General features: G+C 71.5%; 13 protein-coding genes. 10 read left to right on the top strand and 3 right to left on the bottom strand.

All coding sequences use genetic code 11. The features are described from left to right. Positions 1-137: 137 nt before the first annotated feature. Together SSP29_RS45170 and SSP29_RS45165 are read right to left on the bottom strand one after the other, a co-directional pair. A complete protein-coding gene (locus SSP29_RS45170) occupies positions 138-1,751 on the bottom strand; it encodes an NADH-quinone oxidoreductase subunit NuoF family protein (protein ID WP_089106800.1) in 1,614 nt (537 codons plus the stop codon). After that, positions 1,748-3,016 carry a cytochrome b/b6 domain-containing protein gene (locus SSP29_RS45165; RefSeq protein ID WP_174856063.1) on the bottom strand — a complete coding sequence of 423 codons (1,269 nt, stop codon included), beginning with the start codon at positions 3,014-3,016 and terminating at the stop codon, positions 1,748-1,750. The genes SSP29_RS45170 and SSP29_RS45165 overlap by 4 nt, the downstream gene beginning before the upstream one ends. Positions 3,017-3,443: 427 nt before the next feature. Between SSP29_RS45165 and leuS the strand changes: the two genes are divergently transcribed. The 9 genes from leuS to holA all read left to right on the top strand — a co-directional run bounded on the left by leuS (position 3,444) and on the right by holA (position 15,289). Continuing rightward, the gene (leuS, locus tag SSP29_RS45155) at positions 3,444-6,323 is read left to right on the top strand and encodes a leucine--tRNA ligase (protein WP_089106798.1); all 2,880 of its coding nucleotides are present in this window, start codon (positions 3,444-3,446) and stop codon (positions 6,321-6,323) included. A 151-nt stretch (positions 6,324-6,474) separates the two neighbouring features. Next, complete coding sequence (locus tag SSP29_RS45150) at positions 6,475-7,203, top strand: hypothetical protein (RefSeq protein ID WP_089106797.1); 729 nt, start codon at positions 6,475-6,477, stop codon at positions 7,201-7,203. 72 nt (positions 7,204-7,275) lie between these two features. Then, on the top strand, positions 7,276-8,121 hold the full coding sequence (locus SSP29_RS45145; protein WP_089106796.1) for a DegV family protein: 846 nt from the start codon (positions 7,276-7,278) through the stop codon (positions 8,119-8,121). 131 nt (positions 8,122-8,252) lie between these two features. Further along, positions 8,253-9,401, top strand: coding sequence for a ComEA family DNA-binding protein (locus SSP29_RS45140; protein WP_089106795.1), 1,149 nt, complete (start codon positions 8,253-8,255; stop codon positions 9,399-9,401). Next, positions 9,398-12,007: a ComEC/Rec2 family competence protein gene (locus SSP29_RS45135; RefSeq protein ID WP_089106794.1), complete on the top strand. Its 2,610-nt coding sequence runs from the start codon at positions 9,398-9,400 to the stop codon at positions 12,005-12,007. The genes SSP29_RS45140 and SSP29_RS45135 overlap by 4 nt, the downstream gene beginning before the upstream one ends. A 13-nt stretch (positions 12,008-12,020) precedes the next feature. After that, positions 12,021-12,866, top strand: coding sequence for an arylamine N-acetyltransferase family protein (locus tag SSP29_RS45130; protein WP_089106849.1), 846 nt, complete (start codon positions 12,021-12,023; stop codon positions 12,864-12,866). Positions 12,867-13,038: 172 nt separating this feature from the next. Further along, positions 13,039-13,920, top strand: a complete 882-nt coding sequence (locus SSP29_RS45125) for a YceI family protein (RefSeq protein ID WP_089106793.1) — start codon at positions 13,039-13,041, stop codon at positions 13,918-13,920. Between the two features lie 61 nt (positions 13,921-13,981). Next, positions 13,982-14,227: a hypothetical protein gene (locus SSP29_RS45120; RefSeq protein WP_089106792.1), complete on the top strand. Its 246-nt coding sequence runs from the start codon at positions 13,982-13,984 to the stop codon at positions 14,225-14,227. 72 nt (positions 14,228-14,299) lie between these two features. After that, the gene (gene holA, locus SSP29_RS45115) at positions 14,300-15,289 is read left to right on the top strand and encodes a DNA polymerase III subunit delta (protein ID WP_218036970.1); all 990 of its coding nucleotides are present in this window, start codon (positions 14,300-14,302) and stop codon (positions 15,287-15,289) included. A 232-nt stretch (positions 15,290-15,521) separates the two neighbouring features. Here holA and rpsT read toward each other — a convergent pair whose 3' ends face one another. After that, the gene (gene rpsT / locus SSP29_RS45110; RefSeq protein WP_089106790.1) at positions 15,522-15,788 is read right to left on the bottom strand and encodes a 30S ribosomal protein S20; all 267 of its coding nucleotides are present in this window, start codon (positions 15,786-15,788) and stop codon (positions 15,522-15,524) included. Between the two features lie 253 nt (positions 15,789-16,041). Here rpsT and lepA point away from each other — a divergent pair, with 253 nt between their 5' ends. After that, a complete protein-coding gene (gene lepA / locus SSP29_RS45105) occupies positions 16,042-17,916 on the top strand; it encodes a translation elongation factor 4 (RefSeq protein WP_089106789.1) in 1,875 nt (624 codons plus the stop codon). Positions 17,917-18,127 lie beyond the last annotated feature (211 nt).

Genomic DNA, 18,127 nt, shown 5'->3' with positions numbered 1-18,127 from the left:
TCTCCCGTTCGGCGTTGTCCCGAAAACACCCGGAAACCTCGTCCGCGGGAACTTCGTTCGCGGGTTCGTCCCGCACACGTGGGGCGGGCCACCCGACCAGGGTGACCCGCCCCACATGCGTGCCGTGAAGTGCGCGATCAGCGTCCCAGCGCCCGGCGGCCGCGGCCCTGCGAGAGAACCGGCAGGTTCTTGGCCGGTGCCTGCGAACGCGTGTCCTCCTCCAGGCGCAGGGCGAGCGCCGGGCAGCGGCGCACCGCGCGCAGCGCCTTGGCCTCCGCGAACCGGGGCACCTTCGCCTGCGCGACGGTCGGGAAACCGTCCGCGCCCAGCTCGAAGACCTCCGGGAGGATGTCCGCACACAGACCATGGCCCCGGCACAGCGTCCAGTCGACGTAGATCTTCTGGCGGCTGCCGGCACCGTTGTCCTCGGGCTCTCCGCCGCCCGGGATGCCCGAAGGCATCTTGCCGTCCTCGAAGAGCGGCAGAACGCCCTCCACGGGCCGTCCGCAGCCGTTGCCGAGAACGTGCGCGGCCAGGTCGTCGGTGAACGCCTTGATCGTCGATTCGAGGAACATCGCGGAGCCGTCCGGGTGCGAGCACGCGCCGCGCCGCTTCACGTTCTTCGCGACCTGCTTGAGTGCCTCCAGGGCGGCCGGTCCGCCGCCGTTGAGGATGTCCTCCATGCCGCGCGCGGCCGCCGGCAGACCCAGGTAGCAGGGACCGCACTGTCCCGCGCTCTCCTCCGCCAGCCACTGGGCGACCCGCAGTGACTCGCCCAGCGGACAGGTCTCCTGCGTGATCGGGAGGATGGCGCCGGCGCCCAGCGCACCGCCCACCGCGTCGAGCGAGTTGCGGGAGACGATCGCCTCGTTGACCGTGGCCGCGTCGATCCACCTGCCGTGGTAGCCGCCGGTCAGCACACCCTGCGGCACCGGCGGGGCGCCGGCCAGCTGCAGGACGTAGCGCAGCGGCACGCCCGTGGGGACCTCGATCACCATGGGGCGGGCGACCGCCCCGGAGACCGTCAGCATGACGGTGCCCGGCTCGTCGTACAGGCCGGTGTTGCCGTAGCGCTCCGGGCCGATACGGGCGGCGATCGCCAGCTGCGCGAACGTCTCCGCGTTCGACAGCAGCGTGGGCGCGCCGCCGACACCGTTCTGCGAGGCACTGGTCTTGCGGCCGGGCGGGATCGCCGGACCGCCGTCGATCGAGCGGATCAGCGACGCGGCGGCGCCGGTGACCATGCGGACCGGGTTGCGCTGGACGAACGCCTTCAGCGCCGAACGCCGGCCGTTGCTCAGACCGCGCTCGGCGAGCGCCTGCTCCATGGAGCGCTGCGTGGACTCCCGGGTGACCCCCACCACGAGCGTGCGGGCACCCAGCGCCTCGGCGCACAGCAGCGCACCGTCCAGGATCAGGTGCGGGGCGCGGTTGATCAGCACCGTGTCCTTGCGGCAGGCCGGTTCGTCCTCGCTGCCGTTGACGACGACGACCGGCCGTACGCCGCGCTTGATCGCCGCCTCGGCGACCGAGCGCAGCTTCTTGTGGAAGGGGAAGCCCGCGCCGCCGCGGCCCTTCAGGTTGATGCGTTCGGAGAGCTGCGCGAGCTGCTCCCCGCCCAAGGGCTCAAGCGGCCCGTGCACCTTGAGGTGCATGGGCAGATCGAGTCTTTCGACAAGGTCGAAGCCCGACGTGAGCTGCGGAAGGCCGACCACGCGGACTTCTGGGACGTCGGGCAGGGCCTCGTTCACCTATAGCCTCCGGAAGGCGTGTTCCAAGGTTCGCCCGAACCCGGGGCGTCGAAGGACGCTCCGGGCGGTGGTTCGTTGGCGGGACCGCTGTTGTACGTGTCATTCGAGTTGTACGTCCCGTAGCGGGCATTCGTCTCACCCGTGTCGTACACATCACGTCCGGCCGTGCCGCCGGCGCCCGGATTGCCATAGGCCGGGATGTTGTATCCGGTGTCCTGCATCGGGTCGTACGCCGACCGGGGCGCCTCGCCGACCGGCGGCGGCGACGGGATCGGCCAGCTGCCCGAGGTGCTGGACGGGCCGTCCACGCGCTCCATGCGCGCGGTCTGGCCGGCCGCGAACGGCGACTGGGGCTGGCCGGGGGCGGACGTGGCCCGGTAGGCGGCGGCGTAGCCGGAGGACGGATCGGGGCCGGGGGCGGCGGCCGCCGCGGACGGGAACAGCGGGTTCGACTGCGAGGTCGCCGTGTCGGCGCGCGACGGCCTCGGCTCGCGCTCGCGCATGGCCTCGTAGCCCGGCATCGCGGACTCGCCCACCCGGGCGCGACTGGCGTCCAGGTCGTCCAGCTCCGGCCGCTCCGAACTGCCCAGGACGGAGACCAGGCGGTCGGCGACCCTCCGCTTAAACGGGCGCGGGGCGGCGCGCAACGCCAGTGCGGCCATCACGCCGAGCAGGCACAGGTCGTACGAGATCATGAAGAACGGCTTCGCCGCGCGGCCCGCGTACAGGCCGTGGATCAGCGCGGCGCACCAGGCCGGGTAGGCCAGCATGTGCATGGCACGCCAGCGGGCCGCGACGACGGCCGGGGCGGCGAAGTTGCTGCGCAGGGCGCCGGTGACGCCTACGAAGATCATCAGTAGTCCGGCCAGCGAACCGAGCCCGATCAGACCGGCGCTTCCGGTGATGCCGAGCGAGAACGGAATGATCGCGGCGATCACCACGGTGTGATCGAGGGCGATCTTCGTGACGATGTGCACCAACAGGAACGCGATCGAGGCGACCGCGGTCGTCCGGTGCACCGCCTGGCCGACGATTCGCTGGCGGGTGTTGAGGAAGATGCGGTCCTGTGCGATCAGGCCCCAGATCACCGAGCAGCTCAGCGAGACGAGCGAGAGGACGCCCGCGCCGAAGTTCAGGAACGACTGGAACTGGCTGCCTCCGCTCAGCACGACCACGGGTATGAGCAACAGGACGACAGCGGACGCCACCCCCCAGGCCGAACGGCCTGGCTTGGGAAGCGAGCTGTTACTACGACGAGGGTTCATGGGGGCAACTCCGAGCAGTTCGGGAAAGCGGTCCCGGTGCCGCAGCCTAAGTGGCGCCATACCGATCAGTACGAGGTTTGAGTTATTGCGTTGTTATCAAAGAGCCATGCAGCTCTTGTGATGTCCTTTAGCGGACGTTACGCGTAGTAATTTTTGAACCTGGTTCAACTCTCGTCCCGATGGTCGCCTCAGACACACGTGTCAACCAGTGATACGCAAGCGCCTCGCAGCTTGCTCAAGGGCTGCGGTACTCTGACGCCATGCGTGCCGTACGCCTTCTGCTTAGCGGGCCGCGCTGATCAGTCCCGACCGCCGGACGAAACGGTTGCTCGGCATCGGCGCGGCGTCCCCTCCTGTGTGAGGGGATTTTTCGTTTCTAGAACGTTCGCAGCCGCAGGCAGAGACGACCGATGGAGCTTTGAGGATCATGAGCGAGACGAACCCCGCTGCCGCCGCCACGTCGGCGGAGGCCGCGCCGCACCGCTACACGGCCGCCCTGGCGGCCGAGATCGAGGCACGCTGGCAGGACTTCTGGGACGCCGACGGCACCTACGCGGCGCCGAACCCCACGGGCGACCTGGCCGGCGACCCCGGGCTGGTCGCCAGGCCCAAGAAGTTCATCATGGACATGTTCCCGTATCCGTCCGGTGCGGGCCTGCACGTCGGACACCCCCTGGGCTACATCGCCACGGACGTCTTCGCCCGCTTCCAGCGGATGAACGGCCACAACGTCCTGCACACCCTGGGCTTCGACGCCTTCGGCCTGCCCGCCGAGCAGTACGCCGTGCAGACCGGCACGCACCCGCGCGTGTCCACCGAGGCAAACATCGAGAACATGAAGGTCCAGCTGCGCCGGCTGGGCCTGGGCCACGACAAGCGCCGGTCGTTCGCCACGATCGACCCGGACTACTACAAGTGGACCCAGTGGATCTTCCTGCAGATCTTCAACTCCTGGTACGACGACGAGGCGAAGAAGGCCCGCCCGATCTCCGAGCTGATCGCCCAGTTCGAGTCCGGTGAGCGTGCCGTACCGGGTCACGCGCGCGCGTGGAACGAGCTGACCGCCGCCGAGCGCGCCGACGTCCTGGGCGAGTTCCGCCTGGCCTACGCCTCCGACGCGCCGGTCAACTGGTGCCCCGGCCTGGGCACCGTCCTGGCCAACGAGGAGGTCACCGCCGACGGCCGTTCCGAGCGCGGCAACTTCCCCGTCTTCAAGGCCAAGCTGCGCCAGTGGAACATGCGCATCACCGCCTACGCCGACCGCCTGCTGGACGATCTGAACGAGCTGGACTGGCCCGAGGCCATCAAGCTGCAGCAGCGCAACTGGATCGGCCGCAGCGAGGGCGCCCGCGTCGACTTCCCGATCGACGGCGAGAAGATCACCGTCTTCACCACGCGCCCTGACACCCTGTTCGGCGCGACCTACATGGTGCTGGCTCCCGAGCACCCGCTGGTCGACCAGTTCGTCCCGGCGGCGTGGCCCGAGGCCACCCACGACGTGTGGACCGGCGGCCACGCCACCCCCGCCGAGGCCGTCGCCGCCTACCGTGCGCAGGCCGGCGCCAAGTCCGACGTGGAGCGGCAGGCCGAGGCCAAGGACAAGACCGGTGTGTTCACCGGCGCGTACGCGACCAACCCGGTCAACGGCGACAAGATCCCGGTGTTCATCGCCGACTACGTGCTGATGGGCTACGGCACCGGCGCGATCATGGCCGTACCGGCCGGCGACCAGCGCGACTTCGAGTTCGCGCGCGCCTTCGAGCTGCCGATCGTCTGCATCGTCGAGCCGACCGACGACCGCGGCACCGACACCTCGACGTGGGAGAACGCCTTCGGGTCGTACGACGCGAAGATCGTCAACTCCTCCAATGACGACATCAAGCTGGACGGCCTGCCGGTGGCCGAGGCCAAGGCCCGTATCACCGAGTGGCTGGCCCGCAAGGGCATCGGCGAGGGCACCGTCAACTTCCGGCTGCGCGACTGGCTGTTCAGCCGCCAGCGCTACTGGGGCGAGCCCTTCCCGATCGTCTACGACGAGGACGGCGTCGCCCACGCGCTGCCCGAGTCGATGCTGCCGCTGGAACTGCCGGAGGTCGACGACTACTCGCCGCGCACCTTCGACCCGGAGGACGCCGACACCCAGCCCGAGACGCCGCTGTCGCGCGACGCGGACTGGGTCAACGTCACCCTGGACCTGGGCGACGGACCGAAGAAGTACCGGCGCGAGACCAACACCATGCCCAACTGGGCCGGTTCCTGCTGGTACGAGCTGCGCTACCTGGACCCGCACAACAACGAGCAGCTGGTCGACCCGCAGATCGAGCAGTACTGGATGGGCCCGCGCGAGGGCATGCCGCACGGCGGTGTCGACCTGTACGTCGGCGGCGCCGAGCACGCCGTGCTGCACCTGCTGTACGCCCGTTTCTGGTCGAAGGTCCTGTACGACCTGGGGCACGTCTCGTCCGCCGAGCCGTTCCACAAGCTGTTCAACCAGGGCATGATCCAAGCCTACGTCTACCGCGACGCACGTGGCTTCCCGGTGCCCGCCGCCGAGGTCGAGGAGCAGGACGGCGCCTACTACTACCAGGGCGAGAAGGTCACCCGCCTGCTGGGCAAGATGGGCAAGTCCCTGAAGAACGCGGTGACTCCCGACGAGATCTGTGCCGAGTACGGCGCCGACACGCTGCGTCTGTACGAGATGGCGATGGGCCCGCTGGACGTCTCCCGGCCGTGGGACACGCGCGCGGTGGTCGGCCAGTTCCGGCTGCTGCAGCGGCTGTGGCGCAACATCGTCGACGAGGCCACCGGCGAGGTCACCGTCACCGGCACCGATGCGGACGAGGAGACGCTGCGCGCTCTGCACAAGGCGATCGACGGTGTCCGCCAGGACCTGGAGGGCCTGCGTTTCAACACGGCCATCGCCAAGGTCACCGAGCTGAACAACCACCTGACGAAGGCGGGCGGCGCGGTGCCGCGTCAGGTCGCCGAGCCGCTGGTCCTGATGATCGCGCCGCTGGCCCCGCACGTCGCCGAGGAGCTGTGGCGCAAGCTGGGCCACACCGACTCGGTCGTGCACCGGGACTTCCCGGTCGCCGACCCGGACTACGTCGTCGACGAGACCGTCACCTGCGTCGTACAGATCAAGGGCAAGGTCAAGGCCCGCCTGGAGGTGTCGCCGGCCATCTCCGAGGAGGAGCTGGAGAAGGTGGCGCTGGCCGACGAGAAGGTCGTCGCGGCACTGGACGGCGCCGGGATCCGCAAGGTGATCGTGCGCGCGCCGAAGCTGGTGAACATCGTCACGGCGTGACACCGCCGACCGTCTCCGGGTGGTCCCCTACGGGCAGGTTCGGGGTTTTTCTGGAACTCCGGGCCTGCCCTTTGCGTTTACCGTTGTGGAGAACGGCCATCCACGCCGTGCTCGGAGACGGCCGGGGTGGTGGGCAGCGAGGAGGAGCATTGTGGAAGCAGTGATCGCCGTATTCGCCGTGCTCTTCCTGCTCTTCGTCGCCGGTGGGGCGTACGTCACCTTCAAGGCGGTCGGTGCTGCCAAGCGCGGGGTGGACCGTACGATCACACAGGCCCGGCGCACGGTCGAGGAGCACACGCTGCGCGCCAAGTCCATGGTCCAGATCGGCCCGGCGGGCGAGATCGCCCAGCTCCGGCTCACCCTGCGCACCTCGATGCGGGCCACCCAGGACGCGTTGTACGCGGGCGTCGCCGAGGACGAGTCGCTGAAGGAGTCCCTCGGCCTCTTCCAGCGCCTCAGCGCGCACGGGCAGGAACTGGACGGCGAACTCAGGCGCCTGGAGTCCGAACCGGACCGGGCCACGCTCGCCACGCGCCTGCCCGAACTGCGCCGTCGCACCGAGCGCATCACCGAGTCCGCGGACGCGTTGCGCTGGGCGGCCCGCGACCGGGCCCGCCGCTTCGCCGACGACGATCTTGACACCCTGAGCACCCAGATCGGCGTCGAGGCGGACGCCCTGCGGCACTGGACCCGGCCGGACCCGGCCGCGGAGACCCCGCCTTGGCCCGAGGCCGCCGCCGGCCCCGGAGACCGTCAGACCTGGCCCGGGCAACCCCGGTCAGCCGCGGCTGAGGACCCGGTGCAGCCCGCGATCACCCCGCCCGGCCGCCCTCGGGGGTACCCCTGGCAGAAGAAGCCCCGGCCGGAGAGCACCACTTGACACGGCCGGTCCCGGTCCGGGCCGCCGGGGGCGGGCTGCCGTGCCCGGGCTACGCCAGGTAACCTCCAGCTCATGTCCTGCCATGTCGCGATCGTCACCGATTCAACGGCCTACCTGCCGCCGCGGACGGTGGAGCGCCACGGCATCACAGCGGTACCCCTGACCGTCGTCCTCGGCGACCGGGCGCTCGAAGAGGGTACCGAGATCTCGACGCGTTCCCTGGCCCAGGCTTTGCAGAAGCGGCGCCCCGTCACCACGTCCCGGCCCAGCCCGGAGGTGTTCGCCGAAACGTACCGCAGGGTCGCCGGGGCCGGGGCCACCGGCATCGTCTCGCTCCACCTGTCCGCCGAACTGTCGGGCACCTACGACGCGGCGGTCGTCGCCGCCCGCGAGGCACCCGTTCCGGTGCGCGTGGTGGACACCGGGATGGTCGCGATGGCCCTCGGTTTCTGCGCGCTCGCTGCGGCCGAGGCCGCGGAGGCGGGCGGCACCGTCGACGAGGCCGTCACGGCGGCGGAGAAGCGGGCCGCCGGCACCTCCGCGTACTTCTACGTCGACACCCTCGACTATCTGCGCCGCGGCGGCCGTATCGGCACCGCCCAGGCCCTGCTGGGCTCCGCGCTCGCCGTGAAGCCCCTGCTCCAGCTGGACGGCGGCCGGATCGAGCTCCTGGAGAAGGTGCGGACGGCGTCCCGGGCCATCGCCCGCCTCGAGGAGCTCACCGCTGAGCGTGCCGGCGGCGCCGAGGTGGACATCGCCGTCCACCATCTCGCCGCCCCGGACCGTGCCTCGGCCCTCGCGGACCGGCTGCGGGCGCGGGTGCCCGGGCTGGTCGACCTGCACGTGAGCGAGGTCGGCGCGGTCATCGGCGCGCACACCGGCCCCGGGCTGCTCGGGGCGGTCGTCTCGCTGCGGTGACCTGTGGATCCGGGGGCGTGAGCCTCGGCACCATCACTCGTGCGGGTTGCGGAGTTGTCCACAACCCGGCCGTGGTCCACGGAAACTGACCAAGATCATCGCGGATCGGCGGGAAGCCCGATCCTCGTCGCATGGCACTTCGATCACGCTCACACGAGACACATGCGACCAGTGGCCCGGGCCGGGGCCCCACCTCCGACGGCCGCACCCGGCACCGGCGGTCCCCGTTCCTGGCCGGTGTCCGGCACCGCCCCGCCCCGGCGGACGAACTGCGCCGCCGGGCGGAACTCCTCTTCGGTGAACGGGCCGTCGCCAGGCCGCCGGTGCCGGGGCAAGGACCGCCCACCGCGGAAACGGTGACCGGCACCGGTGCGGCGACCGGACTGACCGCGGCCGCAACCGCGGTGCGCACGGCCACGGCCGGAGTGCGCACCGCCGCCGCGGCCCTGTCCACGGCGGCGGCCGTGATGTCGTCGGCCCGGGCACTGGCCGGTGAGGCAACGGCGCGGCGCGAGCCGGCGCTGCCCGGGCTGCGGTCCCGGGTCGGGTTCGCCGTACGGGAGCGGATGCCGGTGTGGCTGCAGACGCGCTGCGGGCTGGAACGCCGGGGCGCGGTCGCCCTCGGGGTGGTCCTCGTCGTGGCCGCGGCGCTGGCCGTGCAGCACTTCTGGGCGGGCCGGACGGAGTCCGTGAGCGCACCGGAGGTGGTGCGCGCGGAGGCGCCTTACGAGAAGAGCGAGGAGCAGGCCCCGGCCGCCGGAGCCGCCGGTGCCGGAGCCGGTACCGCCGCGGCGCCCGGTGCGCTCGACGGGTCCGGAGGATCCGCCGCAGCCGGCAGGCCCGCTGGGGAGATCGTGGTGGATGTCACCGGGAAGGTCCGTGATCCGGGGGTCCACACGCTGCCGGCCGGGTCCCGGGTGACCGACGCGCTGCGAGCGGCAGGTGGGGTGCGGCCCGGTACGGACACCGACGGACTCAACCGCGCCCGCTTCCTGACGGACGGTGAACAGATCGTCGTCGGGGGCCCCGCCCCGCCGGCCGCACCGGGCCAGGCCGTGGGTGGTGCCGCGGCGGGAGCCGGTCCGTCCGCCCCCGTCTCCCTGAACACCGCGACCGTGGAGCAACTCGACGCACTGCCCGGAGTCGGCCCGGTGCTGGCCCAGCACATCGTCGACTTCCGCACCCAGCACGGCGGTTTCCGTTCGGTCGACGAACTCCGCCAGGTCCGGGGCATCGGTGACCGCCGCTACTCCGACCTGCGGGACCTGGTACGGCCATGAGGCACGTGACCGACGGCGCGGCCCCGGGACCCGTGGCCGGACACCGGGCCGTGCACGCCGGCCCGGGGCAGCGGCTCGGGACCGCGCACGACCGGCAGGACGCGCGGGCCGACCTGCGGCTGGTGCCGCCCGCGCTGGCCGTCTGGGCGACGGCGGCGCTGGCGCTGGACGCGCCGCCCGGGTGGACGGCAGGTACCGCCGTCGTCTGCCTGGTCGCCGGGGTGATCCTGCTGCGGCTCGGCCGGGCGCGCCCCCGGCCCGGGACGGTGACCGTCGGCGTCGGCGTCGGCGTCGGCGTCGGGGCCGGGGCCGGGGCCGGGGCCGCCCGGCCGGCCTGGCGGCAGGCCTCGGCCGGCGCGCTGCTCCTCTGCGTCGCCGGGGCGGCCGCCTCCGCGGGGCTGCACGGGGCGGACGTACGCCGCGGACCGGTTCCCGAACTGGCCCGCGAGTACGCCACGGTGACTGCGGAGGTGGAGCTCACGGGTGACCCCTGGGCCGCCCGGCCACGCGTGCGGGGGGACCACGCCACTCCGGCCGCCGTGCTGGTGCGCGGCGAGGTACGGCGGGTGGAGAAGGCTGACGGGACCGCGGTGACGACGCGTTCCCCGGTGCTGGTGGCCGTGGACACGGGAGTGAGGGCGCCCGGTGGCGGTGGCCGGGCGCGGTGGCTCGGGCTGCTGCCCTCCACGCGGCTGCGGGTGAGCGGGCGGCTGGCGCCGGCCACGGCCGGCGGGGACCGGGTCGCGGCGATGCTGCGGGTGCGGGAGCGCCCCGCGCCGATGGTGGTGGGGGAGCCGAGCGGGCCGCAGCGGCTGGCCGGGCGGTTGCGGGCCGGGTTGCGGGAGGCGACCGACGGGCTGTCCGAGGACGCGCGGGCGCTGCTGCCCGGGCTGGTCGTCGGGGACACCTCACGGATCACCCCGGAACTGGACGAGGCGTTCGAGGCGACCGACCTCGCGCACACCCTCGCGGTGTCGGGCAGCAACCTCACCATTCTGCTCGCCCTGCTCGTCGGACCGCCGGGACTGGCCCAGCAGGCCGAACGCCGCGGGCTGGCACCGCGCCTCGGGCTGTCGCTGCGGGCGACCGCCCTGTTCGCGTCGGCGCTCACGCTCGCCTTCGTCGTCGTGTGCCGGCCGGACCCCAGCGTGCTGCGGGCCGCGGCCTGCGGCGCGGTCGCCCTGCTCGCCCTGGCGACCGGTCGCCGCCGGTCCCTGGTCCCGGCACTGGCGACGGCGGTTCTGCTGCTGGTGCTGTACGACCCGTGGCTGGCCCGCAGTTACGGCTTCCTGCTGTCGGTGCTGGCCACCGGTTCGCTGCTGTTGCTGGCGCCCGGGTGGAGCGAGGCGCTGCGGCGGCGCGGGGTGCCGGAGCGGCTGGCCGAGGGGCTGGCGGCGGCCGCGGCGGCGCAGGCGGTGTGCGGGCCGGTGGTCGCGGTGCTGTCGGCGCGGGTGAGTCTGGTGGCGGTGCCCTGCAATCTGCTGGCGGAGATCGCGGTCGCGCCGGCCACGGTCCTGGGGTTCGGGGCGCTCGTGGCGGCTCCGGTGGCGATGCCGGTGGCCAAGGTGCTGGCGTGGTGCGCCGGCTGGCCGGCCGGGTGGATCGCGGGGATCGCCCGGGCCGGGGCCGGGCTGCCGGGTGCGGGCGTGGACTGGCCCGGGAGCTGGGCGGGGGCGCTGCTGCTGGCCGGGGTGACGGTGGTCGTCGTACTGCTGGGGCGGCGGTTGCTGCGGCATCCGTGGTGGTGCGGGGTTCTGGGGGTGCTGCTCGTGCTGCTGGTGGTACGGCCGGCGCCGCTGACCCGGGTGATCACGGGCTGGCCGCCGCCCGGCTGGCGGCTGGCGATGTGCGACGTCGGGCAGGGCGACGCGACCGTGCTCGCGGCGGGCGCGGGCACGGGAGTGGTGGTGGACGCCGGGCCCGATCCGGCGCTGGTCGACCACTGCCTTCGGGAGCTCGGCATCACCCGGATCCCGCTCGTCGTCCTCACCCACTTCCACGCCGACCACGTGGCGGGGCTGCCCGGGGTGCTGCGCGGGCGTGAGGTGGCACAGATCGAGACGACCGGGTTCGAGGAACCCGCGGACCAGGCCGAGTTCGTCAGGAGGCAGGCTGCCGAGCACCGTGTCCCGGTCACGCGGGCGGTCGCCGGGGAGCGGCGCAGGGCCGGGCCGCTGGACTGGCGGGTGCTGTGGCCGCCCCCGGACCCGGCCCCGGAGCCGGACGGACCGAACGACGCCAGTGTCGCCCTGCTGGTCCGTTCGGCCGGACTGCGGATGCTGCTGCTCGGGGATCTCGAACCCCCGGCCCAGCAGGAGTTGCTGAGATCACCGGCCGCTGCCGGACTGGGCCGGGTGGACGTGCTGAAGGTGGCCCATCACGGGTCCGCCTATCAGGACCCGCAGTTATTGCGGCTGGCGGCGCCACGGGTCGCGCTCATTTCATGCGGCGCGGACAACCCTTATGGGCATCCGGCACCGGGCACGGTGGCCGAGTTGCGGGCCGTGGGGGCGGTGGTGCTGCGGACCGACCGGGACGGGGCGCTCGCCGTGACCGGCGGAGGCACGGGCGGGGAGGCGGGGGAGTTGCACGTGGCGCGAGACTGAGGGCATGAACTCGGTGAACCCCGCGCAGATCGACGCCTACCTCCGTCGGCTCGGCGCCGCCCGTCCGGCCCGGCCCACCGCCGAGGCCCTGCGCGAGCTGCATCTGCGGCATCTTCGGACCGTGCCGTTCGAGAACCTGTCGGTCCACCTCGGCGAGGAGATCGTGCTGGACGGGAAGCGGCTGCTGGACAAGGTGGTGGGCGCGGGCCGGGGCGGGTTCTGCTACGAACTCAACGGCGCTTTCTCGGTGTTGCTGACCACGCTCGGGTTCGGGGTGACTCCGTTGGCGGGGCGGGTGTACGGGGCGGAGGGGCGGCTCGGGATCCCGTACGACCATCTCGCGCTGCGGGTGCGGACGGTGGACGGAGGCGAGTGGCTCGCCGACGTGGGGTTCGGGGCGCACAGCCACTACCCGCTGGCGTTCGCGGACCGGGGTGAGCAGGCCGATCCCGGCGGGACGTTCCGGATCGCGGTGGCCGGGCCGGACGCGGCGGGGGTGCGGGGCGAGGACGGCGCGGTGGCCGGGGATCTGGACGTGCTGCGCGACGGGCGGCCGCAGTACCGGCTGGAGGTCCGGCCGCGGGTGCTCGGGGACTTCACGGCCGGGGCGTGGTGGCACAGCACCGCGCCGTCGTCGCACTTCACACAGTCGCTGGTCTGTTCCCGGGTCACCGAGGACGGCGGGCGGATCACGCTCAGCGGGCGGACGTTGACGGAGACAGCGGCGGACGGGGCGCGTGAAGTACGGGAGTTGGAGCGTGACGAGGAGGTGCTCGGGGTCTACCGGGAGCGGTTCGGGATCGAGCTGGACTGTGTGCCGACTGCGCGAAATCCGGGGAAAGCCAACCGGAACAGCTGATTCGCCTCATGGAAGAACGTGTTCCTACTGGTGCGTAGCATGCTACTCGTGCGTAGTTCCGGCGCATGTGCTGGATTCCCATGATGTGGGCCTGTGTTGCCCTGAAAGCCGCATCGGTGATCGAATGTTTCTTCGGCAATGGATGGTGGCGAGGCGTACAGGGGTGGCGAGGATGTTCGGCCGCTTGATGGGGAACGGAACGAACCGGGCGCAGCGGACGAGCCCCCTCGCGGCGGTGCAGACCCCGCCCGACGCCGGGGTGCTGAGCTGCCGGGTGCTCGACCCGGTCAGCCAACCGGTGCCGCACGCCGAGTTCGCGGTCAGCGACACCATGGGGCGCACGGTGGTCAGCGGGGGCACGGATCCCTACGGGTCGTTCGTGACGACCGTGCCGGCCGGGGAGTACCGGCTGGCGGTGTCCGCCGAGGGGTTCACGCCGTACCGGGCCACCGCGCAGGTCGGCGAGAACTGCCTCGCCTCGCTCGGTGACGTGACCCTCCAGGTCGCCCGGCCGCCGGAGCTGCCGGCACCCGGGGACTGGGAGATCGAGCCGACGCATTCCTCGATCGGCTTCACCGCCCGGCACATCGGACTGGCCCGGATCCACGGGCGGTTCAACTCGTTCGCGGGCGCGGTACGCATGGCCGAGCAGATGGAGCGGTCCGCGATGCACGTCGTGATCGACGCCGCGACCATCGACACGGGTGTCCGGATGCGCGACGACCATCTGCGCTCGGTCGACTTCCTGGACGTGCAGCGGTTTCCGACGCTGGAGTTCTACAGCGACCGGTTCGTGCACAGGGGCGGCACCAGGTGGGCCGTCACCGGGGCGCTGTCCCTGCACGGCGTGACGCGCACGGTCACCCTCGACACGGAGTACCTCGGGCTCGGCAACGGCATGGAGGGCGAGGTGCGAGCCGCCTGCCGGGCCACCACCGAACTCCACCGCGACGACTTCACCGTGAGCTGGCAGACGATGCTGGCGCGCGGGATCGCGGTGGTCGGGCCGAGCATCCGCGTCGACCTGGACGTGCAGATCGTCCCGAAGGGCTGAGCCGCCCGCTCCGGCTCCGTCCCGCTCGTTGCGATGGCCGGCGGTGCCCGAGAATGAGGCCGTGAGCGATGTGAGACATGTGCTGGTGCTGCCGGACCGCGATGCGGCGGAGGAGGCGTCCCAGGCCCTCGGGGAGCGGTTCGGGGTCGACGAGGAGCCGCGGCTGGTGCGCGACGCGCTGGCGGGGGAGGACGACGCGGAGGACGCGCAGTGGCTGGTGCTGCTCAGGGACGAGCAGGGACGGCTGGACCCGGCGGAGCTGGACGAGTTCGCAGGGGAGTGGGAGGGGTGGCGGGAGGAGCCGTAGGAGCGCGGGCGGCCCGGGGCGGGAAAGACGCGGCCGGATCCGTTGTCAGTGGGCCGTGGGATGCTTGGCGCGATGGCCAAGAAGACTGCTGATGACGATCCCCTCGCCCCGGTGACGCTGGCCGTGGGGCAGGAGGAGCTGCTGCTCGACCGTGCCGTGCAGCAGGTGGTGGCCGCTGCCCGGGCCGCCGACGCCGACACGGACGTGCGGGACCTGAACCCCGACCAGTTGCAGCCCGGCACGCTCGCGGAGCTGACCAGCCCGTCGCTCTTCGCGGAGCGCAAGGTCGTGGTCGTACGCAACGCGCAGGATCTGTCCGCCGACACCGTCAAGGACGTGAAGGCGTACCTCGGGGCGCCCGCCGAGGAGATCACGCTCGTGCTGCTGCACGCGGGCGGGGTCAAGGGCAAGGCGCTGCTGGACGCGGCGCGCAAGGCAGGGGCCCGGGAGGTCGCCTGCCCGAAGATGACCAAGCCGGCCGACCGGCTCGCGTTCGTACGGAGCGAGTTCCGGGCGGTCGGGCGGTCCGCCACGCCCGAGGCCTGTCAGGCGCTCGTCGACGCCATCGGAAGCGATCTGCGGGAGCTGGCGTCGGCCGTGACCCAGCTCGCCGCGGACATCGAGGGCACCATCGACGAGGCCGTCGTCGGGCGGTACTACACCGGGCGGGCCGAGGCGTCGAGCTTCACCGTGGCCGACCGGGCCGTGGAGGGCCGTACCGCGGAGGCGCTGGAGGCGCTGCGCTGGTCGCTGGCGACCGGGGTCGCCCCGGTGATGATCACGAGCGCGCTCGCGCAGGGCGTACGGGCGATCGGGAAGCTGGCCGGGGCGCGGGGCGGGCGGCCCGCCGATCTCGCGCGCGAGCTGGGCATGCCCCCGTGGAAGATCGACCGGGTGCGGCAGCAGATGCGGGGCTGGACGCCGGACGGGGTCGCGGTGGCGCTGCGGGCCGTCGCCGAGGCGGACGCGGGGGTGAAGGGCGGCGGGGACGATCCCGAGTACGCCCTGGAGAAGGCCGTGGTGACGATCGCGCTGGCGGCGCGGTCACGGGGGCGCGGGTAACAGGCAGCGGGCCGGGAGTGAGCCAGGCGTGCAGGGCCGGGAAGAGGGGGCGTCCTCGGGCATGCCGAAAGCCCCGGCGCCGTCCTGGGGAAGGGCGAGTGCCGAGGCCTCGGGTTCAAGCTGTCGATCGACGCCCGCGTGGCGAACGCAGGCCGCGCGTCGATCCTAGGGTGCCGGTCGGGGGCGGATGAGAGAGGGCCCGCCCGGGTCCTTCCGGCGTCAAATCAAGTGTTCAGCCCTTGAGGGAAGCAACCTTGGAAGCAAGCGCCGACTTCTTGTTGGCGGCCTGGTTCTTGTGGATGACGCCCTTCGAGACGGCCTTGTCGAGCGCACGCGCGGCAGCGCGCTGCAGCTCGGTGGCCTTCTCGACGTCACCCGCGGCAGCGGCCTCACGGGCCTTGCGGACCGCGGTCTTCAGGGAGGACTTGACGGCCTTGTTGCGCAGCCGAGCCTTCTCGTTGGTCTTGATCCGCTTGATCTGGGACTTGATGTTCGCCACGAAGGAGCCTTTTCAGGTTCTGGTACGGGGCCAGGGGTTCTCCGGGCAACGAAGGCGCGAAGGGATCCAAGTCCCGTACCGGGGTTTTCTTGAGGACGTGTCTCGCGCTGAGAGGGCATGAGACACAGCCACCCAGGCTACCAGTGGGCAGGAGAATGGCCCAAACCGGTCCCCGGTCCCTCTCCATGGGACCATGGAGACTACGTATTGATCCGACCCGAGGCATAAGGCGCCTCAAGAGACAGGACCCTGCGTGCCCGCGACCCCTAACAATGTGCCCGAGCCGAGCCGTACCGCCCCGGCTCTGATCCGCAATTTCTGCATCATCGCGCACATCGACCACGGCAAGTCCACGCTCGCCGACCGGATGCTCCAGCTGACCGGTGTGGTCGAGCAGCGGCAGATGCGTGCTCAGTACCTCGACCGGATGGACATCGAGCGCGAGCGCGGCATCACGATCAAGTCCCAGGCGGTGCGTCTGCCCTGGGCCCCCACGGAGGGCCCGGACCAGGGCAGCACGCACATCCTCAACATGATCGACACCCCGGGGCACGTCGACTTCACCTACGAGGTCTCGCGGTCGCTGGCGGCCTGCGAGGGGACCGTCCTCCTCGTCGACGCCGCCCAGGGCATCGAGGCGCAGACCCTCGCCAACCTCTACCTGGCGATGGAGAACGACCTCACGATCATCCCCGTGCTCAACAAGATCGACTTGCCGGCCGCGCAGCCGGAGAAGTTCGCCGAGGAACTGGCGAACCTGGTCGGCTGCGAGCCGGACGACGTGCTGCGGGTCTCCGCCAAGACCGGCCTCGGCGTGGACGCGCTGCTGAACAAGGTCGTCAAGGAGATCCCGGCGCCGGTCGGCGTCGCCGACGCGCCCGCCCGCGCCATGATCTTCGACTCGGTCTACGACTCCTACCGCGGTGTCGTGACGTACGTCCGTGTCATCGACGGCCAGCTCAACAAGCGCGAGCGCATCAAGATGATGTCGACGGGCGCCACCCACGAACTGCTGGAGATCGGCACCAACTCGCCGGAGATGCTGTCCGCCGACGGACTCGGCGTCGGCGAGGTGGGTTATCTGATCACGGGTGTGAAGGACGTCCGGCAGTCCAAGGTCGGTGACACCGTCACCAGCCAGACCAAGGGCGCCACCGAGGCGCTCGGCGGCTACAAGGACCCGAAGCCGATGGTCTTCTCCGGTCTGTATCCGCTGGACGGCTCCGACTACCCGGAGCTGCGCGAGGCCCTCGACAAGCTCCAGCTCAACGACGCCGCGCTCGTCTACGAGCCGGAGACCTCGGCCGCGCTCGGCTTCGGCTTCCGCGTCGGCTTCCTCGGCCTGCTGCACCTGGACGTGATCCGGGAGCGGCTGGAGCGCGAGTTCGGGCTCGACCTCATCGCCACCGCGCCGAACGTGGTCTACCGCGTGGTCATGGAGGACCGGACCGAGTTCACGGTCACCAACCCGAGCGAGTTCCCCGAGGGGAAGATCAACGAGGTGTACGAGCCCGTCGTACGGGCCACGATCCTCGCGCCGACCGAGTTCATCGGCTCGATCATGGAACTGTGCCAGACCCGGCGCGGCACCCTGCTGGGGATGGACTACCTGTCCGAGGACCGGGTCGAGATCCGGTACACGCTTCCCCTCGCGGAGATCGTCTTCGACTTCTTCGACCAGCTGAAGTCGAAGACCCGCGGCTACGCCTCGCTGGACTACGAGCCCACCGGCGAGCAGACCTCCAGCCTGGTCAAGGTCGACATCCTGCTGCACGGCGACAAGGTCGACGCGTTCTCGGCGATCACCCACAAGGACGCGGCCTACGCGTACGGCGTGCGGCTCGTCGCCAAGCTGCGCGAGCTCATTCCGCGGCAGGCCTTCGAGGTGCCCATCCAGGCCGCCATCGGCTCCCGGGTGATCGCCCGCGAGACCATCCGCGCCATCCGCAAGGACGTCCTCGCCAAGTGCTACGGCGGCGACATCTCCCGTAAGCGCAAGCTGCTGGAGAAGCAGAAGGAAGGCAAGAAGCGGATGAAGATGGTGGGTTCCGTGGAGGTTCCGCAGGAGGCCTTCATCGCGGTGCTCTCCAGCGATGACAGCGCGGGATCGGCCAAGAGCAAGAAGTAACCGCGGGTAATAATCCGTCGCGGGCGTAAATCGGGTACAACAGGGGTCCGTCGTACGAAAGTGCGGCGGACCCCTACGCGTGCGTAGCGTCGCTCTGCGTGGACCATGCGGCGAAACAGACAGGCCGATGCCCCTTACGTACAGGCCGGTCGCGGCTTACTCTGATCCCTGCTCGATAGTTACTCGCGAGTTAAACAACCAGCGCGAACCC

The organism is Streptomyces hyaluromycini (genome assembly GCF_002217755.1).
Lineage (GTDB): Bacteria > Actinomycetota > Actinomycetes > Streptomycetales > Streptomycetaceae > Streptomyces > Streptomyces hyaluromycini.
The sequence above is the reverse complement of the archived record's forward strand: the minus strand, read 5'-3'. Positions and strand labels throughout refer to the sequence as shown.